Here is a 21331-nt window from a genome sequence, read left to right as displayed (position 1 = left end):
GGCCATCGGCGGAGGAATGAAGCTCGCGGGGGAGAGCAAAGCGATGAACGATAGGGAAGTGAAAGAACTGGAAGAAGCCCTGGAGCAGATCTGGGAAATCGCCACGGTCAAGTTCGGTCTGGACCCATTCCCGGTGCGGTTCGAGATCGTCCCGGCGACGGTGATGTACGAGATCGGCTCTTATGCGCTGCCGGGCCGTTACTCGCACTGGACGTTCGGCAAGGCTTATCATCGCCAGAAGATGATGTATGATTTCGGGCTGTCGAAGATTTATGAGGTCGTCATCAACTCGAACCCGTCGTACGCCTTCCTGCTCGAAACCAATTCGCTGACGCAGAACAAGATGGTGATCGCGCATGTGCTCGGCCATGTGGATTTCTTCAAGAACAACGTTTACTTCTCGAAGACGAACCGCCGCATGGTGGACGAGGCCGCCATCCACGCGCGGCGCATGAGCGAGTACGAATTCACCTATGGCCGCAAGGTCGTCGAAGAATTCCTCGACGCCGTGCTGTCAATCGAAGAACACGTTGACCCGAACCTTTTCATCCGCAAAAAGGCGCGCAACGCCGAGCGCGGCAAAGACGAGTCGCCGAAGCGGCGCGAGGGTCGTTACGATGACCTGTTCGAAGAAGCCGAGCTGGCCGGGCAAGCACCCGAAGCCGACGGCGATGACAAGCGCAAGCTCCAGCCCGACCACCCACTGCCGGAAAAAGACATCGTTTACTACCTGATGAAGCACTCGCCGATTCTCGAAGACTGGCAGCGCGATGTGATCGCGATGATCCACGAAGAGATGGAATACTTCATCCCGCAGATGCAGACCAAGATATTAAACGAAGGTTGGGCGAGTATTTGGCATTCGCGGATTATGCGCGAGCTTGACCTGCCAACCAGCAATCACCTGGAGTTTGCTGAACTGCATGCCGGCGTCGTCTCGCCGCACAAAGGGCAGTTGAATCCATACTATCTCGGCTATCGCATCTTTGAAGACATCGAAAAACGCTGGAACAATCCGAGCAAAGAGGAGCGCGAGAAATTCGGGCGGACGGGCGACCAGGGGCGCGAGAAGATGTTCGAGGTGCGCGAGCTAGATAATGACATCTCGTTTCTTCGCAACTACCTCACGGAGGAGCTGTGTGAAGAGCTTGACCTGTTCGTCTACCAGCTGGTTGACGAAGAGGAATGGACGGTGACCGAAAAGGCGTGGGAGAAGGTGCGCAATCAGCTCGTCGCCAATATGACCAACTTCGGCTTTCCGTATATCGAAATCGTTGATGGCGATTACAACCACAACCGCGAGCTTTATCTCATGCACCGCTTCGAAGGCATTGAGCTTGACCTTCGCTATGCGCGCAAGACGCTCGAATATGTTCATAAGCTCTGGGGCCGCAAGGTCCACCTTGAAACCATCGTTGACGAAGAGGCGATGGTGTTGCACTACGACGGTCAGGAGCATGACGAAGATTGAGGCCCCTCACACGCCTCGCCCGCCGCCGCTTGAACCGACCCGCCTGCAAACGGTAAAGTGCCATCTGAGCTGATCGCGTACACAACATCGTAAATCAAAAAAACGAGGACCACTCGAATGCACCATCGCAGACTGCTCGCCGCCCTGGCGGCTGCGGCTCTAGTCGCGCCGCTGTTGTTTTCGAGCCCCGCACAGGCATGGGGCGAGGAAGGCCACCGCTATATCAACCGCGTCGCCGCCGAGCATTTACCCGACGACGTGCCGCCCTTTCTAAAAGCGGCCTCGGCGCGGCTCACCTTCCTGGGCCCGGAGCCGGATCGCTGGCGCGACAGTAAGGAACTTTACAAAGCCCTCGGCGAAGTCAACGCGCCGGATCATTTTATTGATATCGACAAGCCGGAAGATTTCAGCGCCCTGCCCAACGACCGTTATCAGTATGCGGTGTGGCTGCGCGCACAGGGCAAAGACCCGAAAGACATCGGCTTCCTGCCTTACGCCATGCTTGAGGGCTATCAAAAAATGCAGGTGCTGTTTCGCATGTGGCGCGAGCCGCAACACGCCGCCGAGCGCGAGCAGATCGAACAGAACATCGTCTACTATGCCGGGGTCCTGGGGCACTATGTCGCTGACGGGTCGCAGCCCTTGCACGCCTCGATCCATTACAACGGCTGGAGCACGAGCGCCAACCCTGAGAACTTTACGCGTGAGCCATTGCACTGGCGCTTCGAGGGCGAATACGTCAAGGCGCAGATTAAGGCGGAAGATTTCAGCAGCCTGGTGAAACCGGCGCGGCGGCTCAACGACCCGTTTGCTGACATTGTCAGTTACTTGTTGGAGTCGCACCGCCTCGCGCCTGAAGTCTATCGCATGGATAAGACGGCGCGCTGGGAGCCGAGCAATCGCACCCCCGCGTCGAAACAGTTTGTCGCCGAGCGGTTGGCCGCCGGGTCGCAGATGCTGGTCAACCTCTGGTACACCGCATGGATGAATTCGGCAGACCCTAAAAGCACACGCGCGGCTCAAATTGGCGGGGCAGCAAAAAAAAATGACAAGGATGTGCAACCCGTGCGTTCAAACAAGTGATGGAGGCGTTCAAGCCAGAGCACGGGCTGGAACGTTAACGGTTTTTACTTGAACGCCTCCTTCGCATCCACCTTTCCATAGGCACAGGCCATCCTCGTTGCTCGCCACCTGATAGGCGCGCGGCAATCCGAATGGCTGTCTGCCGGCCCTCGGGTCCGTCGAAAGTAATCCTCATTATCATCACCAACCGCTGTTCTCATCGTCGGCGCAACCCTGCGCTTGGCTTGCCTCTCAATGAGCGTGACCGCTAGACTTTCCCATCTATGACTGAGCAGGTGGCGGAGATAGCCATAATCGGGGCGGGGCCGGCGGGGGCCTTTCTGGCTTCGCGGCTGGCAGAAGCGGGTCGCGATGCCGTGCTATTCGACCCCAAAGGCGCATGGGAAAAACCATGCGGTGGCGGCGTGCCGACCAGGGCGCTGCGTGAATACGCGAGGCTGCTTAACCGCACAGAGTACCCGCGCAAGTTGATTCGTCGAGTCACCCTGGTGTCGCCCGATATGCGCCGCATCACGATTGACTTCGACGAGCCCTTCGCCATCTATTCTCGCCAGGTGCTAAACGGGCTGGTGCTAGACCGCGCCATCGAATCAGGGACGCGATTCATTCGCGCCGCGGTCACGGATTTCAAACGTCACGCCGATCACTGGCAGATCACTACCGATGGCGGGCAGAGCTGGCGAGCGCGCTTTCTTGTTGGCGCCGATGGCGCGGCAAGCCCGACGCGCCGCAAGCTGGTCGGCATTTTCCCCAAGCAAGACCTGGCGCTGGCCTTCGGTTATAACGTCAAGATGGGCGACGCCGAAAAGACACCGGCCACCGACGGCAGTATGCAATTGCAGGGCGAGCCGCAAGACGAAGTCGTCGTGCAGTTCCTTCGCGATTTCACAGGCTATGTCTGGGCTTTCCCGCGACCCGGCGTGATGAACTTCGGCGTCGCGTCGAAGCTCGGCGAGCGTACCTCTGACGAGTTACGCGGCATACTGAAACAATTCGTGGGCGATTATTACGGCGGCCAATTGCCCGCGGCCGACCGGTTGAGCTTCTTTGGCGCGAAAATCCCGACGCTCGATTACGCAAGCTGGCGGGAGTTAAAGACCATCGGCGAAGGTTGGGCGCTCATCGGGGATGCCGCGGGCTTCGCCGACCCGATTACCGGCGAAGGCATTTACTACGCCTTCCGCTCGGCTGACTTGATGGCCGAGGCGCTGCTCCAAGCATCTGCCAATGCGTATTCGATGGCAACCGCGAAGTATGAGCAGGATTGGCGCGCGGCCTTCGGCCATGATCTTGAGCGCGCGTCGCGCCGCCTGCCGCTGTTTTATCGCGGGCGCTTCTTCGGGCGACGGTTCACCGACGCGATGATCTTGCTGGCGAAGTACCATCGCGGCGTGCGGCGCGTGCTGGTCCGTGCCGTCGTCGGTTATCAAAGTTACGCGACGTTAAAACGTGAGCTGTTGCGCAACGTGCTGCGCGTCTTTTGAATAAATGATGAAGTATGAATGACGAATGGTGAGCTGAAGAGGAAAAGGAAGCCGGATGATCTATAGACAATCCCCTGCCTTCATTCATCATTCACCACTCATCGCTCATCCTTTCTGAATGCGTGGGTCAATGGCAAAGAGCCGATCACCTTTAATCATTATCTTCATCACCATCTTCATTGACCTCATCGGCTTCGGTATCGTCATCCCGGTCTTGCCGCTGTACGCCGAACGTTATCACGCCTCGGAAACCGTCATCGGCCTGATGCTGGCGTCGTATTCGATGATGCAGTTTGTCTTCGCGCCGATCCTCGGTCGGCTCTCCGACCGCGTTGGCCGTCGGCCCGTACTGCTGTTGAGCCTGATCGGCACCTCGCTCGGATTCCTGTTGATGGGCTTTGCGCGCCTGATTCCGTTCGGCGTGTCGCTCTTCGGGCTGGCGCCTGTCGTCATCTGGCTTTTCCTAGCGCGTATCATTGACGGCATCAGCGGCGGCAACATCTCGACGGCGCAGGCTTATATAGCCGATGTGACGCCGCCCGACGACCGGGCTCGCGGGATGGGCTTGATTGGCGCGGCCTTCGGCCTCGGCTTTATCTTTGGCCCGGCGCTCGGCGGATTGCTGAGCCACTTTTCGCCGGAAGCCCCGTTCTTCTTTGCCGCAGGGCTCGCCGCGCTGAACGCCACCGCCCTCTATTTTCTTTTACCCGAGAGCCTCGCACCCGAGCACCGGCATGAGGCGCGCCGCGGCGCACGCTTGCAACAGCTTATTGAGCAGGCCGGCAACTGGCAGTTGAAGGCAGTCTTCGCCACTTACTTCTTTGCGACCGTGGCGTTTGCCATGCTAACGGCGACCTTCGCGCTCTTCGCCAGCCACCGCTTTCGTTTCGACGCGACGCACACCGGCTACATGTTCGCCTATGTCGGCGTCATCGGTGCGTTCATACAGGGCGGCTTGATCGGCAAGCTGGTCAAGACCTTTGGCGAGAAGATGCTGGCGGTCGCGGGCACGGTGATCTTCTCCGCCGCGCTATTCGCCTTGCCATTGGCGCAGGCGTTGCCGATGCTGCTCATCGCCAGTTCGGGCATCGCCATCGGCAACAGTCTGGTGACGCCGACCCTCAACAGCCTGGCCTCAAAGAGTATCGCGCCGGCATTCCAGGGACGCATCCTCGGGGCAATGGCCTCGGTCGCGAGCCTGGCGCGCATCATCGGCCCGATGCTTGGCGGCTTTCTGCTTGGCCGCGATAATGAGCAAGAGGTTTATTATGGCAAGACGGTCTATTGGGTCAGCGGCACGATTATGGTGATTGCGCTGGCGCTCGCCGTATCGCTTCACGCCCGCAGCGCCGAAGCCGGCAACCCCACGGTTGCCATCGAAGAATAGAGGAAACCTACATGAGCCTATACATTCTTAGCGTTTGGATTCACGTCCTGCTCGCCTGCGTCTGGGTCGGCGGGATGATTTACACCGCCGCCGTCGTCATTCCGTTTGCCGTCAAGCACAGCCCCGACGAGCGGCAGCGGATTCTGCGCGGCCTGGCGCGCAAGTTCAGGATGATCGGCTGGACGTCTGTCGTCTTGCTCATCATCACGGGCTACTACAACGCCACGCAGCGGTATGCGCTCGAAGGCGCAAGCGGGCTGTTTGATAAGACGCGCGTTGGCTTCTGGCTGCCCCGCAAGCTGGAAATTTTTGTCCTGATGGTGCTGCTGGTGCTATTCCACGACATCATGAGCCTGCGCGCCGCGAAGCAATCCGGCGGCTCGCGCGACGCCGCGCCCGGCAACCGGCTCGGCTCAATCGCCGCCGCCATTGCGACTCTGCTGGCGCTTGCGGTGCTCTACTGCTCTGTGCGGATCGTGCGCGGTTAGCCTATTGACTTACCGGCTGGCTTCTTTGCCGCAAGGCTTCAAACAAGACGACGCCGACAGCGACCGAGACGTTCAATGACGTGATGCGACCGTGTAGCGGAATCGAAACCGTCACGTCGCAACGCTCGCGCACCAGCCGGTGCAGGCCGTGACCTTCGCCGCCGAATACTAGCGCCACCGCGCCCCTGTAGTCGTACTGCGCATAACCCATGTCGCCCGAAGCCTCGACGCCGACGACCCAGACATTGCGCTGTTTGAGTTTCTCGATGAACGACGCCAGGTTGGTGACGCGGGCGATGGGCAGGTATTCGGTGGCACCGGCGGCGGTCTTGGCGACGACTTCGGTGACGTGCGCGGCGCGGCGTTCGGGGATGACGACCGCCAACGCCCCTGCACATTCGGCTGTGCGGATAATCGCGCCGAGGTTATGCGGGTCTTCGACCCCGTCGAGCAGCACCAGTAAGGATTGCGGCGTCAGGCGGCCGAGCACCTCATCTTCGTCGGTATAGCTGGCCGCCGCGGCGATGGCGATAACGCCTTGATGGTTGGCGCCCACGGCAAGCCGATCAAGTGCAACGCGCGGCTCTTTGCGAATCGGCACCCGCGCCCGCTTTGCCAGATCAAAGATGTCGCGCAGCCGTTCGTGCCGCGCGCCTTCGGCAATCACGATGCGCTCGATGCGCCGCCCTCCCGCGCGCAGCGCTTCAATCACCGGCAAGACCCCATAGATGTGCGCCATGCTTTTCTTTTAATCCATTGCTTGCATAAACACAACTTTAGCGGGATGCAGGAATCAGCCGCCATCTGTCATGCGCCGCCGACAGCGCAATCCGCTCACCTGCCGAGCAGTTGCTTTCTTTGCTGATAATTTGACACCGGTCGCCCCTGGCATAAAGTTCGCAATAATCCTGCGAGACCAGACGTATTGCAGGAGAAATCGCCTTGTCCGTAGCGACTGACATCAAGCAGCGCCCACAGTCCTGGCAACTAGGTTTGTCGGCGGGAGTCCTCGGCTATCTGGCGCTTGGCGCGGCGACGGGCACGGCGCGCCCTTATCACTGGTTTATGCTAGTGATTATTCCTCTGGCATTTCTCGCCGCGGAGCGTTGCCGTCGCTTCTTTCTCGATTGGGCGCCGCTCATTGCCTTCTGGCTGGTTTATGACCGATTACGCCTGTTGCAGCCGCTGTTGCTACATCGCGTTGCCGTCGCCTGGCCTTATCAGCTTGAGCGATGGGTGTTCGGCGGCCTGTTCGGCGGCGAGGTTCCCGCGCATGCCGCCCGCGCCTGGCTGGCCGCACAATCGGGAACGATAGCAGGCGCGGCATTGAGCTGGACAGCGCAGCTCGTTTACCTGTCGCATATCTTCCTGGTGCCGATGCTGTTTATGTGGTTATGGACGCGGGGCCGCGCGAATCAGCCCCATCGAGCCGGCTTTCATCGCATGATGCGGGCTTTCGCTTATCTGAATTTTGCGGCGATCTTGATTTACTTGCTCATGCCTGTGGCCCCGCCCTGGTGGGTGAGCCTGAACGGCATGACGCCGCCGACAACTGATCTCCTGTCGCAAATGAAAATCAGCGCGGCAATGGATGGCAAGCTGGTCACCGGACTCATCCGTAACGCGGCGCAGTGGTTCGCCGCGGTTCCGTCCCTGCACGGTGCTTACCCTGTATTACTGGTACTGCTGGCCTGGCGCAAACAGCCCTGGCATGTGGTCGCCGTCATGGCGGTTTATGCCGTGTCGATGTGGGCGGCAACGGTGGTACTCAATCAGCATTATGTGATTGACCTGATTGCCGGGGGCTTGCTGGCCGCGGGCGCGTTCGCCGTCAGTGACTGGCAGATGCGCCGTGCCAGCCTGATGGGGCGTGCGAAAGCGGCGAGCGCCCTCAGAGATTAAGCGGCGGCAGGGAATTCCGGGCACGACGCGTCGGTCGAATGCCGAGTCAGGCAGAGCAGCCGTTCAAGCGCAGCTCTGGCTTCGAGCGACGCCGCGCGCCAGTCCGCGTCCCCCTCCATTCGATACATCTCGGCCAGTGCGCCAAGGTATTCAATCTCCATCGATAAGTGCTTGATAACGCTTTCCATATCCATTTGGTTAGAAGCAATAGCCAGCCGATACGATGCTTGCCCCGGTGGCCTTGACCACTGCCGCCCGCCTGAATGAAAATCAGCAACGCCACCAATGAATGAATCTCCGCCGCGTTGCCAGTTTCTTCTTGCAACTGTGTTTCATTCGTGATACATTGGCAAATTGAAAGGAGTCTTGAATATGGCCAGTTTCAACAAGATCATCATCGTCGGGTATTTAGGCCGCGATCCCGAACTGCGCTACACGCCGCAGGGGACGCCGGTTTGCGATTTTTCGATTGCGACCACCGAACGGCGCAAGGACAAGTCGGGCGAGTTTCAAGATCACACGACCTGGTTCCGTGTCAGCCTCTTCGGGCGGCAGGCCGAGGTCGCCAGCCAGTACCTCAGTAAAGGGCGGCAGGTTTATATCGAAGGCTCGCTGACGCAGCGCGAGTACACCGATAAGGAAGGCAACGCGCGCACCTCGCTTGACGTTCGCGGCTCGGACCTTCAATTCATCGGGACTGCGGGGGATGGTGAACATGCGCCGGCGGCCCGTGCCACCGCGACCAGCGCGCCTGCGCCGCGTAAAGAGGCCCCTGCACGGCCAGCGCCGGCTCCGGTTGATGAGGACGATATTCCTTTTTAGGCGTGGCTGTGAGTTATGTGGGCTCAGCCTCTTAGCCGGTAAATCAGCAGCGGCAGGACGCGCGGCTGGCCCTCAAGCTCGTAGACATTCTCGCCGACTCGCGTAGCGCCCATCCGCTCGTAAAAGCCGACGGCATTCGGGTCAGCTTCGATCTCGACTTCCGCCGCGCCCAGTTCTTTAGCCATCGCCATGGCGTGCGTGAATAGACGCCTGCCAATCTGCTTGCCGATCTGCAAAGGGGATAGCCAGAGATGATCGAGCGTCACTCTGGCGCCACTTCCTATCAGCGCATAAAAGCCGACGATTTCATCTTCCACACATGCGACAAACACCTCGTTGTCAGCGATGAAATCCGGCGTGATGGTCAGGGTATTGCGCCAGTGCTCTATCCAGCTCTCAGGGTAGCCCCAATGCCGTTTGGCCGCATGGGCAATGTCAGTCAAGGTCTGGTGCATCTCCATGCCAGCTTTTTCGATCTGAACCGTCATCTTTGATCCCCAGAACACGCGGTAATCATTAGAGCCATTTTCAATAGCGTTTGCCCTGTAGCGCAAGCTAACAGCTTGCGCTACATCCAGAGGCCGCCAACGGCGCTTCCCGGCAATCGCTTGCAACTATAGAAATCGGTAACCGGCAAGTCAATGCGCCGTTTGACGAATCGCTTGTGAGTTGGTGGCACCGTTGCTATAATCGCAGCCCCAACGTGGGACGGACGCTGACCATCAAGATTAAGACAAGGCGCGAATAAGACTTTTGCCTTGTTTCTACAACCCTGCTGTTGACGCGGCAGATTTAATTGGATTTCCTTGAACAATGGCGCTGGCCGTGAAATCCATCTCCTGAGGCGCGAGCGTAGAAGACTTCGAGCCCAAAGTCTCTATATAATTGCCGGGCTCAGGTTCTAATTCCTGATCGATCAGAGGGCGTGATGCTCCAGTCGAGGCCATCCCCGCATATCGTAATGGCTGTAAGCGGCTTGGCTACATTCATTGGTTCTTGATCATCTGGCATAGTTTTGTTGATTGATGAAAGCAATCAACCTTGATCATTCCGCAACCTGTCTTCGAAGTCCATGTCGAATCGAATGAAAACAGGAGCGGCCTGCCCATACCTCACGGGCTCTACCCGCGCGAGGGGCTCACATGAAGCATCCCTTGTGCGCCCGAAGCAAAGACCATCCCTCCATAGGAGAAGCGTATGAATCTAACGACACGCACCAGGAAAATGGCGCTGGCATTGCTGCTGGCGCTTGGCGTGGTTTTCGTAAACCTTCCTGCGTTGAACACGCAGGCGTCCGACCATGGTGACGCGCCGATCAATGCCAGCGACCAGGGCATTGACCAGGGCGACACCTACCTCTTTCTCGATCCGAACGACAACACCCGCGTCGTAATGATAACCACCGTGCGCGGCTTCATCGTCCCGGGTGAATTCAACAACTTCGCCTTCTTCGATCCGGGCGTGCGTTTTCGCTTCGAGATCGAAACCACGGGCGATGCGCGGCCCGATGAATTCATCGACGTCACTTTTGCCCCGCGCACTTCGCCTTCAGCACCGCAGACCGCGACCGTGGTCATGCCTTTTGGCGAAACCTTCACCGCTCCAACCACCCCGCCGTCGCTGGCGGCGACCGCGCCCAGCCCAACGGTCACCACGGATTCGCAGACCGGCGCGCAGTTTTTTGCAGGCGTCACTGACGATCCGTTCTACTTTGATATCCCTGGATTCAGCCGGTTCCGCACCTCTGTGCTGGCCGGCAGCCCGAACACGGCGGCCTTACAACGCGGGCGCGACAGCTTCGCCGGTTACGACATCATGTCGATTGCCATTAGTGTGCCCGTATCCTACTTGAAGCTACAGCTTTCGAGCGGCAACCCGACTGCCAGTGGCATCGGTCTACAGACGACGACCGCGCGCCAGCGCCGCCAGATCCTTTCCAGGGACGGCGGCATCAATGGCGTCGGCGGCTTTCAAGTTCTTGATCGCAGCGGCAACCCTGCGCTCAACGCCCTGGTCATCCCGTTCGCGCGCAAGGATGAGTACAATGCCTCAACGCCGCAGGATGATGCCAATGGTAAGTTCGCCGGCGACATCGTCGCTACGCTTAAAGCGCTGGGGACGAGCGATGCCAACATTGGCATACTGGCGAGCGTCTACGTCGTGCGCGGTGACATGTTGCGACTGGACACGCGCATAGCCAACAGCGGCACGGGCGGTGGCAGCAACAGTGGAGCAGGCTTCCCGAATGGCCGCCGTCTGGGGGACGATGTTGTGGATACGTTCCTCTTTCTGGTAACCAACGGAGCCGTTACAACCGGAGACAACGTCAACTCGAACGACGTGGCCTTCCGCAACACCTTCCCGTTCGTCGCGGCACCGCAGCAGCCGCGCGATTCGGGCGTGGACGATAACACGCGCAATTAGCCGACTGCTGACTGCCGACCGCCGACCAGCGCCAGCCGTTGACCGACGGTCGGCAGTCACTTAACACGGAAAGACAATGGAACCTGACCTGAAGAAAAGAATTCTGCTCGGCTTGCAGATTGCCGCGCTCGCCGCTTGCTTTACGGGTTGCGGGCGACTGTCATCGTCGGCTGCAAAGGAGACGGTTGCGCCGTCCCCGGCAGCGCCGTTGCCGGCAAATAGCGAAGCCACCGAAATGGCGATCCGGTTTCTCGAAGACCGCGTGCGCCGCGACCCCGACGACTTCATCGCTTTCAACAAACTCGCCGGCTACTACCTGCAACGCCAGCGTGAAACCGGCAGTGTGAATTACCTGACGCTGGCGTCGAAAGCGGCGAAGGCTTCGCTGGCGGCGATGCCCGCCGAACAGAACGTCAGCGGGCTCGGCCAGCTCGCCTTCACCGAATTTGCCTCGCATGAATTCACCGCGGCGCGTGACCATGCGATGAAGCTGATCGAGCTGGAACGTAAGAAGGCTTATCCTTACGAAATTCTCGGCGATGCCTTCAGCGAGCTGGGCGAATACGACAAGGCGATCACGGCCTATGCGAAAATGATCGAGATCGGCGGGCGCAGCGTCAGCGGTGAAACGAGGCTGGCGCGTGCCGACCTGTTACGCGGCAACCCTGACAACGCCGTCGAGCGATTGACCTTTGCTCTGGCGCTGGCCTCTGCGCAAGACCCGCCGCCGCGCGAGACGATTGCGTGGATTCGCTGGCAACTGGGCGAGATCGCTTTTTCGAGAGGCGATTATGCGAAGGCCGAGCAGCATTATCGTGATGCCCTGACGACCTTCGCGGATTACTACCGCGCGCTTGCCGGACTTGGCCGCGCGCTGGCGGCGAAAGGCGATCTGGTGGGCGCGATTAGCAGCTACGAGCGCGCCGTTCAAATCATTCCCGATCCAGCTTTCGTGGCGGCGCTCGGCGACCTTTACAAACTGGCGGGTCGCGAGCAAGAGGCCGCCGCCGAGTACGCACTGGTCGAACAGATCGCCAAACTCAATGCGGCAAATGGCATGCTGTATAATCGGCAAATCGCCCTGTTTTACGCCGACCACGATACCCGGCTCGATGAAGCCTATGCGCAGGCGAAGCGCGAATACAATGATCGTCGTGACATCTATGGGGCTGACGCGCTCGCCTGGACGGCGATGAAAGTGGGCAAGATAGGCGAAGCGCAGGCAGCCATGAAAGAGGCTTTGCGATTGGAAACGCGCGACGCGCGATTGTTCTACCACGCGGGGTTGATTGCACAAGCGGCGAATGACTCGCAGGCGGCGCGGGAACTCTTAAAACGGGCGCTTGCGCTCTCGCCGCAGTTCGATCTCTTGCAAGCGACGAAGGCGAGGCAAGCTCTCGCGGCTCTCGGCGAATAGCGAACGGTTGACGAGGCGGAAGGCACGGGCCGGTGATTCTTATGGAAAAGACATTCATCACGGGTAAGCGATTGCAGGTGGCCGTTCTTACGGTGGCGGCAATCGTGCTGGGCACGGCTATCTGTGCCGGCGCGCACCCGCTCGGCAACTTCACTGTCAATCACTTTGCGCGTATCGAGCCGCGCGCTGATCGCATCAGCCTCCACTATGTGATTGATATGGCCGAGATACCGGCCTTTCAGGAGTTGCAAAAGATCAGCCGCGACGGTTCGCCTTCAAGCGATGAGCTGGCGGCCTATGCTCGGCAGCTTGCACCGCAACTGGCGGCGAACCTGCTCGTGATGGTTGACGGCGAGCCGTTGACGCTAAACGCCGTTGATAGCCGCGCGGTGACGGTAGCAGGCGCGGGCGGTCTGCCGACACTGCGCATTGAATGTGATTTCATCGCGCCTTTGAATTCCACCACGGCAGGGGCAGCGCATCGTTTACGGTTCGAGGACGCGAACTTCCGCGAGCGACTTGGCTGGCGCGAGATCAGTGTGACACCTGCTGCTGGCGTCAGCGTCTTTGACAGCACGGCTTTCGGCAATTCGGTTACCGACGAGCTAAAAGTTTATCCTGAAGACTTATTGGCGGCGCCGCTCAATGAGCGCAACGCCGAGCTCGCGTTCGCTGCCGGCGTCGTGCCTGCGGGGGCAACCGCATTAATGCGGCGAGACGGACAAAAAGTGATGCCGGCGCGTGACCGGCTCGCGGAACTGATCGCCGTGCCTGAGCTAACTCCGATGGTTGCGCTCCTGGGGTTGTTGTTTGCTGTGGCCCTGGGCGGATTGCATGCGATGTCGCCGGGACATGGGAAGACGGTGGTCGGCGCTTACCTGGTCGGCTCACGCGGCACCGCGCGCCACGCCGCATTTCTAGGGCTGACCGTAACGATCACGCATACCGCGGGCGTTTTCGCGCTGGGGTTGGTGACCTTGTTCGCCTCACAGTACGTGTTGCCGGAAAAACTTTTCCCTATTCTCAGCCTGGTTTCGGGGTTGATTGTTGTTGGTCTGGGAGGCAGCCTCTTTGTCCGCCGTTTACGCCTCGCTCTGCGCGGTAGGCATGACAGAGAAGCAGCACGCCATACGCACCATCACGAAGCGCATCCGCATCACCGCGATCATTCACATGACGAGAGTCACCCGCATGACCACTCGCATGACCACTCGCATGACCACTCGCATGACCATTCGCACGGCCACTCGCATGAAGGCGTCCATGCCCATGGCGGCGTTGAGCATTCCCACCTTCCTCCGGGCGCAGACGGCTCGCCTGTGACCTGGCGCAGTCTGCTGGCGCTCGGCATCTCAGGCGGTCTGTTGCCTTGCCCGTCGGCGCTGGTGGTCTTGCTTTCAGCCATCTCTTTGCATCGCGTCGGCTACGGATTGCTGCTGGTGATTGCCTTCAGCGTCGGGCTGGCCGGCTCGCTCACGGCAGTCGGGCTGGCCTTCGTTTATGCCGGCAAGCTCATCAAGCGGCCCTTGCGTTGGGGTTGGCTGCCGCGTGTATTGCCCGTGGTGAGCGCCTTCGTGATTGCCTGCGCCGGGCTGGCGATCTGTTATGAAGCGCTGCTTAGCGCCGGCTTCAATCCCGCCGCCCGGGTCGTGCAATGGTTTAAAGCGGGAGCCGGCAACATACCGGATGGCAGCCACCTTTCGACCGCATCGGCGCTCATCTTCGGCCTGATTTTCGGGCTGAAACATGCCGTCGAAGCCGACCACCTCGCCGCCGTCGCGACGATTGTCAGCGAGCGCAAGAGCCTGCTGAGCTCATCGCTTGTCGGCGGGCTCTGGGGCATCGGCCACACGCTGGCGTTGTTGATTGCCGGACTCGCGGTGCTGCTGCTCAATATCAAGATCGGTGATCGCGCCGCATTGGCGCTCGAATTTGTCGTGGCGTTGATGTTGATTGGGCTCGGCGTCAATGCCTTGCGGCGCTTGTTCGCGGGCGGCAAACTTCACCTTCACCCGCACCGCCACGGCTTGCGCGCCCATGCCCACCCGCATACCCACAAGCCGGATGAAGAGCCCGTTGTCGGCTCGCATCATCGCTTGCCATTCGGCGTCCGCCCGCTAATCGTCGGCATGATTCACGGGCTTGCAGGGAGCGCCGCATTGATGTTGCTTGTGCTTACGACTGTGACCTCGCGGATGGCCGGGCTGGCCTTCATCGTTGTGTTCGGCGTGGGCTCGATTGGCGGCATGATGGCGATGAGTCTGCTGCTCGGATTGCCTTTGCAATTGACGGCGAGCCGGTTCGCGCGCACGCACAAAGCCGTACAAGCTCTGGCGGCGACCTTCAGCCTCGGCCTCGGACTGATGATGGCTTATCAGATTGGCGTCCTTGACGGGTTGTTCGGCTAGGTAGGCGAGTTCGCTTTTCAAGCGAATCGTCGGCAGGCTTCGACATAGTTCATCGCGGGCAAGCCGCCGTTGGGATGGATCTGCTCAATCATTCGCTCGACCGCTTCAAGGTTCGCCGAGTGCAGCGACAGGCTTTGAACCCGACGCTTAGCGAATACGACCTCGGCAACCTCTACCCAGCCGCCCGCCAAATTGTATTGTGACCGAACCTTCTTTGTTTCTACCTGCGCGATGGCCGGCATCGCTTGACCGAAGTAGGCGAGGGCACGATCAGAGTCGAAGCTGTCGCCATAAAGCGCGTCGTCTGGGACCGTGACATCGAGCAGCCGCGCCGCCAACTGTATCGTCATCAGGCTGATCGGGAAAGCGAACGTCCAGCGCGCCGACTCGTGATAAAGCTCGATGCCGTCAGCCTGTTGATCCAGCAGAAGCTTGAACTTCAGCACCCAGCCCTTCTCTGTAAGCCGCAGCTTGACGTTCTGCTCGCTCGTCGGTGAAATCAGATAAAGGTCCGTGCCCGCCAGGTTGCGAATGCCATTGCGAATCGGCAGGGTTTCGATGAGGGCCGAGGTTTCGCGGCTGATTTGCCCGAAACCGCGCCACTCCCATATTTGTCCTTCTTCGGGTGCCTTGCCCATCGGTTTTTAATCGCCGCCTTCGGCACGCATGGCTTCCTCCGCGACAGCTTCTTGCTCATGATGGCCGAAGAGCTTGTCTTCGATGAGCGCCAGGATGCGTTCGGCGGGCTCATCCTCTAAAGCCATGCGCTTGGCTTCGATGACCAGCGCGGCAATCTCCGCGGCGCGGCCGGCAAAACGCGGATCGGGTTTGATCAAGTCTTCGATGACCCGCAACTCGCGCTCGCCACGCGGCGCATCTTTCGCCAGGTCCATTGCCACAGCCAACTGCTTGGGAATGGTTTTATTATTGATGATCAGTCCGAGCGGGCGCAGCTCTTCGATGGCCTGTTCTTTCAGCTTGTTAAGCTGCAACAGCGAATTCTTGAAGGCTAACGATCCGCGCAGAGACAGCTCAATGATCGGCTTCTGCTCGTCTTCGACTTCGCCAGTCGTGGTAATCTCGCGGCGCAGGGTGTCGAGGATTTCGGCGCGGATCGTCTCCGGGTCTTCGCTGCCGCTAATCCGGTGTTCAATTCGTTTGAAAGGGCGCTGGAAGTAATCCTCGCCGGCGCGCAAAAACTCTGTCTTGATCATCGGGCCATCGGCTTCGACCAGCAGCGCGCCGCGCTCAACATCCGCCTCTTCGACGCTGCACGCTTCGAGCGAGCCGGGATTGAAGGCCCAGTTCTCAATCTCAAAATGCTTGTGGGTGTGGCCGAGCGCCAGGTAATCGACCGCGTCGCGCATGGCCACGAGCTTCGAGATCGAAACCGCGTGTTGCACGGGACGGTTCAACTGGCCTTCGATGTCCGAATGCAAGAGCATGATGTTGGTGGCTTCGGGGCGGCGATTCCGTCTGGCCGCCTCGCCCAACAGCGGCAGCGCCGCGCCGACGGTCGAGCCATACCAATTCGACCCGAAGACCCGCGCCCCGGCAATATCGACGTAGCTGCCGGTTGCCTCATCTTCGTCCCACGCCTGCATATGCGCGCCGTTGTCACGCCAAACCGGCTCCAGGAGCTTGATATAGCGCCATTGCGAAAAGCTGCGCAGCCACGAAAAGCGCGTCGTTGATTCATGCTGATCGTGGTTGCCTTCGATAACGATGACCGGAATGCGCGCTTCGCCGAGCTGTCGCAGCATGTACATCGCGTGGTTAGCGGCTTGCGGATCAACATTGCGGCGATCAAAAAAATCGCCGGCGATGAGGACAAAATCAACCCGGCGCGCCAGCGCGTGGTGTTCGATGACGTCGCACCAGGCGCGAAAGAAGTCGCCGGTACGATCCGGCAGATTGTAACGCTTGATGCCGAGGTGAATGTCTGCAATGTGTAGAAATCTGGCCATGAAAAATCGGCGCGAGCAAAGGCGCCGGATAAATTAATGATCATGCAAACCGAATAAATTGCCGTGCGCCTTTTGATTATACTGACGGGGCGCGGGCTTCAGCCACTAAATTTTGTGAGGCTTTTCGGCACGGCCACAATTTGTGGTAAACTGTAGATCAGAAACCCCGACATCTTCACACGGAGTCTATGCAATGTCCGAAGACCGCATCATCTCGCCCGCCACCTCTGGCGATGATGAAACGCAATTTGAGCTGAGCCTGCGCCCCAAGTGGCTGCGCGAGTACATCGGCCAGAGTAAGGCCAAAGGCAACCTCGACATCTTTATCAAAGCGGCCCGCAAGCGCGGCCAGGCGCTCGACCACGTTCTGTTGTATGGCGCGCCCGGTGTCGGGAAAACGACGCTCGCTCATATCATCGCCAACGAGATGGGCAACGATATCAAGACGACTGCCGGGCCGGTCATTGAAAAGGCCGGCGACCTGGCGGCGCTGCTGACTAACTTGCAGGAAGGCGACGTACTTTTCATAGACGAGATTCATCGCCTGAATCCCGCGATTGAAGAAGTCCTCTACCCGGCGATGGAGGATTATCAGCTCGACATCATTATCGGGCAGGGGCCGTCGGCGCGCTCGATCAAGCTCGACCTCCCGCAGTTCACTCTGGTCGGCGCGACGACCCGTGCCGGTTTGATCACCGCGCCGCTGCGGGGGCGCTTCGGCATCCCTTTGCATCTCGACTTTTATCTCGTCGAAGACCTCGAAGTGATTGTTAAGCGCTCGGCTGAAATCCTCGGCGTGCAAGTCGAGCCGAGCGGCGCCCGCGAGATTGCCCGGCGCTCGCGCGGCACCCCACGCATTGCCAACCGCCTGCTGCGCCGCGTCCGCGATATGGCCGAAGTCCTCTACGATGGGCGCATCACAGACGAGGTTGCTGCTGACGCACTCAACCGCATGGACGTCGACACCTACGGCCTTGATGAAGTTGACCGTAAGCTGTTGCTGACGATCATCGATAAATTCGATGGCGGCCCGGTCGGGTTAGGAACGATCTCCGCATCGATCAATGAAGAAAAGGACGCCATCGAAGAGATTTATGAGCCTTACCTGATCCAGATCGGCTTCCTCAACCGCACGCCGCGCGGGCGCATGGCGATGCGCCTGGCGTATGAACATTTCGGCTTGCCTTACCTTGTTGGCGGGCGTCGCCCTGAACAGAACACCTTATTTGGCGAGGATGAGCCGGCACATTGAGCCGCAGCCCCGCTCCGCGCCATGCCGGCGTCGGCGCAGTCACAATTCAAGCAGCGCAAGACTCAAGCTTGCGCTGCTTTTTTCTTGCACCCGAAAAAGCAGTGTGGCGCGTATAAAATTACAGGTTTTTACAATTTGGAAAAACTTTCTTGCAACCTTTGAGGTAGACTGGTCACGTACACCATGAACCGGTGAGACAGGTGGCTCTCAAGGTGCTGAGAAAAAAATGAACTGCCGCCGGTCTTCGTTGTTTACAAAGGAGTAAGCAGCAACAGGCGGGTCGGATGATTGATGAGGGCGGTTATGCAGAACGTAGCGAAAAAACAGAGCGCAACCATCGCGATGGCTTTTCTGTTCGCGAGCCTGTTGTTAACTCCGCTGTCACTGAAAGCCATCGGCATCTCGATTGATCTTTCGGCGGGCGTTGATGCGTGGCGCCACGTCGCCGGCATCTTCACGGACAGCTATCAACCGGCGAGCGCCGCGGAACTTCTGGCCCTCAACCTGATGACCGAAGAACCTCGGCGTGACGAAGTCGAGCCCTTTACGGCCAGCCTTTTCGCCTCGGCTGTGATGCCTGACGTTGAGTTGAACGACGCCGCCTCAGTGAGCCGTGATGATCGTGTCGCCGCGACGGATTCAGTCGAGACGAATTCAATCGTTGAATCGCCCACTGCCCGTTGCACAAAGCGAGTTCGACCTGCGCCGCGCCTCACGGTGCCTGCATCGGTCGCGTCGAGTTTTATCATGCCGATTGAAGGCGCTGCCGCCGTTGCGCCGAAAGCCCTGGAAACGGCAAGAGTCGGCGTGCCGGTGAGCCGAGAAGTCGTGCGCACTTACGAGCGAGAAGTGGCGAATTACCGCTTTACGCTTGGCGAGGCGATGCGAAATGCGCCGAAAGAATTCAAGGTGATGCTCAAAGTGAAGACGCCCGATTTCCCGGCGCTTCCTGCGACTTCGACCTGCGCATTTCGCAAGGCCTTGACGCCCGAAAAGTTGAAACAAATACGTTCGGCATGGTCATTCGCAACCGAGCGTATTAACGAATCAGCCGAAAAGAGCGAATTGTAGAACCCCCCGGTGGCGGCTGTCTCTCAATAGACAGCCGCTGCCTTCCCGTCTATTTGGCTCGCCTCGACCGTTCCGCCGTCAAAGCCCAAAAACTTCAAAAAGTTTCAGCCGCTTGCGCGCGAAAAATTGACGCCCTGCATCTCACCTTCTACAATGCAGACCATGTGACGGAGGCAAGACGGATAGGCTATGTCAGATAAGAAAGAGAAGAAGAAGCTGCGCGAACTGCTGCTGTTCGTGCCCAACCTGATGAAGTTGCTTTACGACCTGCTCAGAGACCCGCGGGTCTCGCGGGCCGACAAGGCGATCCTTGCCGGCGTCATCATGTACGTGATCGTGCCGATTGACGTGATTCCTGATTTCGTGCCGTTTGTCGGCATGGTAGATGATTCTTACCTGATTGCGATTTCGCTCTTGCGCCTGCTCAACCGGGCCGACCGAAAGGTTGTGCTTGAGCACTGGAAGGGCGGCGTAGACATCAAACAACTGGTCGAGAACATCGCCAACATCGCGGCCTATTTCATGCCTGAGCGCATGCGTAACGCCTTACACGGCAGGATCGAGGTGAAGGGCCGCCTGCACGTCGTCACCGACCCGACGGCTGCTAAAGAAGTCTGAGAGTGAAGCCGGACGATCTACAGACTGGCCACTCGCACGCCTTACGAGCCCTGACCGCTCAACGCCCTTAGAAGTTTGTCGTGAACGCCGCCGAACGAGCCGTTCGACATCGCCACAACCACATCTCCCTCTCTCAGCTTTGGCGAAAGGTGGGCGACAATGTCGTCCGCCGAGGGGATGAATTCAGCCTCGCGCCCGCTGCGCCTCAGGTTATCAATCATTTCATCGGGAGAGATGGCCGACGACTCCGCGTAGCGTTCGGGATGGAATAAGCCGGCGATGATAATCATGTCAGCTTCCCGCAGACCGTCTTCAAAGGATTGTTGGAAATCCTTCATCTGCGCGGTGTAAGAACGCGGCTCGAATAAGGCGATCAAGCGGTGACCGGGATACTTGGCGCGCGCCGCTTTGAGCGTTTCCATTACTGCCGTCGGATGATGCGCAAAATCATCAATCACCGTGACGCCGCGCGCAACGCCGCGCATCTGCATGCGGCGCTTGACGCTCTTGAACTCGGCCATTGCAGCGGTGACCGCCTGACGGTCTAGCCCAAGCGTTTCGCACGTAGCGATCACCGCGAGGCAATTGCGCACGTTGAAAAGACCTGCCAGCGGCGTGCGATAGTGACCCAGTTCCGCGCCCTCGACGCTGACTTTGAAACGGGTCATCTCGCCGGATAAATCAATTTCCGTCGCTCGCCAACTCGCGCCCGCTTCCGTGCCGAAACTGATCACCGGACAGAAGGCGTTCCGTGCAAGCTCGCGCACAGCCGGTGAATCCCAGCCGGCGACGAGCGCGCCGCGTTGCGGAATCAGATTGACCAGGCGGCTGAAGGCCCACTTCACGGCGTCGAGGTCGCGGTAGATGTCCGCGTGGTCGAATTCGACATTGTTGAGAATCACCGTGTCCGGCAGGTAGTGCATAAACTTCGGACCTTTGTCGAAGTAGGCGGTGTCGTATTCGTCGCCTTCAATGACGAAGTAATCGCTGTCGGTGATGCGGAATGAGGACTGGAAATTCTCGGCGACGCCGCCAATCAGAAAGGAAGGGTTAGCGCCGGCGCATTCCATCGCCCAGGCCATCAGCGATGTCGTCGTCGTTTTGCCGTGCGTTCCCGCGACCACGACTGAATGATGGCCGCGAATGAAATTCTCCTTCACGACCGAGGCCATCGAAGTGTAGGCCAGCTTCTCGTTCAACACGAACTCGACTTCCGGGTTGCCTCGTGAAATGGCATTGCCGACGACGACGATGTCGGGCCGTTCGCGGAGGTTCTCTTGCCTGTAGCCTTCGGCCACGGGGATGCCGAGCCGTTGAAGCTCAAGCGACATGGGTGGGTAAACGTTTGCGTCAGAGCCCGTGACTTTGTGTCCCTGGGCGACGAGCATCCCGGCTAAAGAAGCCATCGCCGTCCCGCAGATGCCGATCAGGTGGTAGTGCTTGAGTGTCAATTGCCTTCTCCGTTGGTCCGCTTAATCAGCCAGTATAGCGGGCTGGCGCCGACTTTGAAAAGTTGAGGCGATGCGCGGCTTGCTTG

General features: G+C 59.3%; 19 protein-coding genes. 13 read left to right on the top strand and 6 right to left on the bottom strand.

From position 1 onward, the window contains the following. Positions 1 to 43 precede the first annotated feature (43 nt). From VJ464_29785 to VJ464_29765, 5 genes are all read left to right on the top strand, one after another. On the top strand, positions 44 to 1471 hold the full coding sequence (locus VJ464_29785; protein HKQ09351.1) for a SpoVR family protein: 1428 nt from the start codon (positions 44 to 46) through the stop codon (positions 1469 to 1471). A gap of 117 nt (positions 1472 to 1588) precedes the next feature. After that, positions 1589 to 2554 (top strand): nuclease, encoded by a 966-nt coding sequence (locus tag VJ464_29780; GenBank protein ID HKQ09350.1) that lies wholly within the window; start codon positions 1589 to 1591, stop codon positions 2552 to 2554. A gap of 263 nt (positions 2555 to 2817) precedes the next feature. Beyond that, complete coding sequence (locus VJ464_29775; protein HKQ09349.1) at positions 2818 to 4038, top strand: NAD(P)/FAD-dependent oxidoreductase; 1221 nt, start codon at positions 2818 to 2820, stop codon at positions 4036 to 4038. Between the two features lie 130 nt (positions 4039 to 4168). Next, on the top strand, positions 4169 to 5425 hold the full coding sequence (locus tag VJ464_29770; protein ID HKQ09348.1) for an MFS transporter: 1257 nt from the start codon (positions 4169 to 4171) through the stop codon (positions 5423 to 5425). Between the two features lie 11 nt (positions 5426 to 5436). Then, positions 5437 to 5913, top strand: coding sequence for a CopD family protein (locus VJ464_29765; protein ID HKQ09347.1), 477 nt, complete (start codon positions 5437 to 5439; stop codon positions 5911 to 5913). A gap of 1 nt (position 5914) precedes the next feature. Here the strand turns inward: VJ464_29765 and rlmB are convergent, their stop codons facing one another. Beyond that, entirely contained in the window at positions 5915 to 6652 is a 738-nt protein-coding gene (rlmB, locus tag VJ464_29760; GenBank protein ID HKQ09346.1) for a 23S rRNA (guanosine(2251)-2'-O)-methyltransferase RlmB, read from the bottom strand. A 203-nt stretch (positions 6653 to 6855) separates the two neighbouring features. On the opposite strand from rlmB, the gene VJ464_29755 reads away from it, so the two are divergent. Beyond that, on the top strand, positions 6856 to 7815 hold the full coding sequence (locus tag VJ464_29755) for a phosphatase PAP2 family protein (GenBank protein ID HKQ09345.1): 960 nt from the start codon (positions 6856 to 6858) through the stop codon (positions 7813 to 7815). Here the strand turns inward: VJ464_29755 and VJ464_29750 are convergent. Further along, positions 7812 to 8003, bottom strand: coding sequence for a hypothetical protein (locus VJ464_29750; GenBank protein ID HKQ09344.1), 192 nt, complete (start codon positions 8001 to 8003; stop codon positions 7812 to 7814). The two genes, VJ464_29755 and VJ464_29750, sit on opposite strands and share 4 nt — an antisense overlap. A gap of 184 nt (positions 8004 to 8187) precedes the next feature. On the opposite strand from VJ464_29750, the gene VJ464_29745 reads away from it, so the two are divergent. Then, entirely contained in the window at positions 8188 to 8637 is a 450-nt protein-coding gene (locus VJ464_29745) for a single-stranded DNA-binding protein (GenBank protein HKQ09343.1), read from the top strand. A 23-nt stretch (positions 8638 to 8660) separates the two neighbouring features. Here the strand turns inward: VJ464_29745 and VJ464_29740 are convergent, their stop codons facing one another. After that, entirely contained in the window at positions 8661 to 9125 is a 465-nt protein-coding gene (locus VJ464_29740) for a GNAT family N-acetyltransferase (GenBank protein HKQ09342.1), read from the bottom strand. Positions 9126 to 9834: 709 nt separating this feature from the next. Here VJ464_29740 and VJ464_29735 point away from each other — a divergent pair. The 3 genes from VJ464_29735 to VJ464_29725 all read left to right on the top strand — a co-directional run bounded on the left by VJ464_29735 (position 9835) and on the right by VJ464_29725 (position 14886). Next, entirely contained in the window at positions 9835 to 11061 is a 1227-nt protein-coding gene (locus VJ464_29735) for a DUF4331 family protein (protein HKQ09341.1), read from the top strand. Between the two features lie 76 nt (positions 11062 to 11137). Further along, positions 11138 to 12478 (top strand): tetratricopeptide repeat protein, encoded by a 1341-nt coding sequence (locus tag VJ464_29730; protein HKQ09340.1) that lies wholly within the window; start codon positions 11138 to 11140, stop codon positions 12476 to 12478. A 41-nt stretch (positions 12479 to 12519) separates the two neighbouring features. Continuing rightward, positions 12520 to 14886: a sulfite exporter TauE/SafE family protein gene (locus VJ464_29725; protein ID HKQ09339.1), complete on the top strand. Its 2367-nt coding sequence runs from the start codon at positions 12520 to 12522 to the stop codon at positions 14884 to 14886. Positions 14887 to 14903: 17 nt separating this feature from the next. Here the strand turns inward: VJ464_29725 and VJ464_29720 are convergent, their stop codons facing one another. Both VJ464_29720 and VJ464_29715 read right to left on the bottom strand, forming a co-directional pair. Then, a complete protein-coding gene (locus VJ464_29720) occupies positions 14904 to 15524 on the bottom strand; it encodes a hypothetical protein (GenBank protein ID HKQ09338.1) in 621 nt (206 codons plus the stop codon). Between the two features lie 6 nt (positions 15525 to 15530). Then, positions 15531 to 16853, bottom strand: coding sequence for an exonuclease SbcCD subunit D (locus VJ464_29715; GenBank protein HKQ09337.1), 1323 nt, complete (start codon positions 16851 to 16853; stop codon positions 15531 to 15533). A gap of 193 nt (positions 16854 to 17046) precedes the next feature. On the opposite strand from VJ464_29715, the gene ruvB reads away from it, so the two are divergent. From ruvB to VJ464_29700, 3 genes are all read left to right on the top strand, one after another. Further along, a complete protein-coding gene (ruvB, locus tag VJ464_29710; GenBank protein ID HKQ09336.1) occupies positions 17047 to 18105 on the top strand; it encodes a Holliday junction branch migration DNA helicase RuvB in 1059 nt (352 codons plus the stop codon). A 303-nt stretch (positions 18106 to 18408) separates the two neighbouring features. After that, on the top strand, positions 18409 to 19176 hold the full coding sequence (locus VJ464_29705; protein HKQ09335.1) for a hypothetical protein: 768 nt from the start codon (positions 18409 to 18411) through the stop codon (positions 19174 to 19176). Between the two features lie 189 nt (positions 19177 to 19365). Continuing rightward, entirely contained in the window at positions 19366 to 19794 is a 429-nt protein-coding gene (locus VJ464_29700; protein ID HKQ09334.1) for a DUF1232 domain-containing protein, read from the top strand. 41 nt (positions 19795 to 19835) lie between these two features. Here the strand turns inward: VJ464_29700 and mpl are convergent, their stop codons facing one another. Further along, positions 19836 to 21245: a UDP-N-acetylmuramate:L-alanyl-gamma-D-glutamyl-meso-diaminopimelate ligase gene (gene mpl / locus VJ464_29695; protein ID HKQ09333.1), complete on the bottom strand. Its 1410-nt coding sequence runs from the start codon at positions 21243 to 21245 to the stop codon at positions 19836 to 19838. Positions 21246 to 21331 lie beyond the last annotated feature (86 nt).

The organism is Blastocatellia bacterium (assembly GCA_035275065.1).
Taxonomy (GTDB): domain Bacteria; phylum Acidobacteriota; class Blastocatellia; order UBA7656; family UBA7656; genus DATENM01.
The sequence above is the reverse complement of the archived record's forward strand: the minus strand, read 5'-3'. Positions and strand labels throughout refer to the sequence as shown.

Coding starts and splice junctions, on each gene's coding strand:
- VJ464_29745 (HKQ09343.1), top strand. CDS start 8,188: ATGGCCAGTTTCAACAAGATCATCATCGTCGGGTATTTAGGCCGCGAT.
- ruvB (HKQ09336.1), top strand. CDS start 17,047: ATGTCCGAAGACCGCATCATCTCGCCCGCCACCTCTGGCGATGATGAA.
- VJ464_29735 (HKQ09341.1), top strand. CDS start 9,835: ATGAATCTAACGACACGCACCAGGAAAATGGCGCTGGCATTGCTGCTG.
- VJ464_29715 (HKQ09337.1), bottom strand. CDS start 16,853: ATGGCCAGATTTCTACACATTGCAGACATTCACCTCGGCATCAAGCGT.
- VJ464_29765 (HKQ09347.1), top strand. CDS start 5,437: ATGAGCCTATACATTCTTAGCGTTTGGATTCACGTCCTGCTCGCCTGC.
- VJ464_29700 (HKQ09334.1), top strand. CDS start 19,366: ATGTCAGATAAGAAAGAGAAGAAGAAGCTGCGCGAACTGCTGCTGTTC.
- VJ464_29770 (HKQ09348.1), top strand. CDS start 4,169: ATGGCAAAGAGCCGATCACCTTTAATCATTATCTTCATCACCATCTTC.
- VJ464_29775 (HKQ09349.1), top strand. CDS start 2,818: ATGACTGAGCAGGTGGCGGAGATAGCCATAATCGGGGCGGGGCCGGCG.
- VJ464_29740 (HKQ09342.1), bottom strand. CDS start 9,125: ATGACGGTTCAGATCGAAAAAGCTGGCATGGAGATGCACCAGACCTTG.
- VJ464_29720 (HKQ09338.1), bottom strand. CDS start 15,524: ATGGGCAAGGCACCCGAAGAAGGACAAATATGGGAGTGGCGCGGTTTC.
- VJ464_29750 (HKQ09344.1), bottom strand. CDS start 8,003: ATGGAAAGCGTTATCAAGCACTTATCGATGGAGATTGAATACCTTGGC.
- rlmB (HKQ09346.1), bottom strand. CDS start 6,652: ATGGCGCACATCTATGGGGTCTTGCCGGTGATTGAAGCGCTGCGCGCG.
- VJ464_29730 (HKQ09340.1), top strand. CDS start 11,138: ATGGAACCTGACCTGAAGAAAAGAATTCTGCTCGGCTTGCAGATTGCC.
- VJ464_29705 (HKQ09335.1), top strand. CDS start 18,409: ATGCAGAACGTAGCGAAAAAACAGAGCGCAACCATCGCGATGGCTTTT.
- VJ464_29780 (HKQ09350.1), top strand. CDS start 1,589: ATGCACCATCGCAGACTGCTCGCCGCCCTGGCGGCTGCGGCTCTAGTC.
- VJ464_29725 (HKQ09339.1), top strand. CDS start 12,520: ATGGAAAAGACATTCATCACGGGTAAGCGATTGCAGGTGGCCGTTCTT.
- VJ464_29785 (HKQ09351.1), top strand. CDS start 44: ATGAACGATAGGGAAGTGAAAGAACTGGAAGAAGCCCTGGAGCAGATC.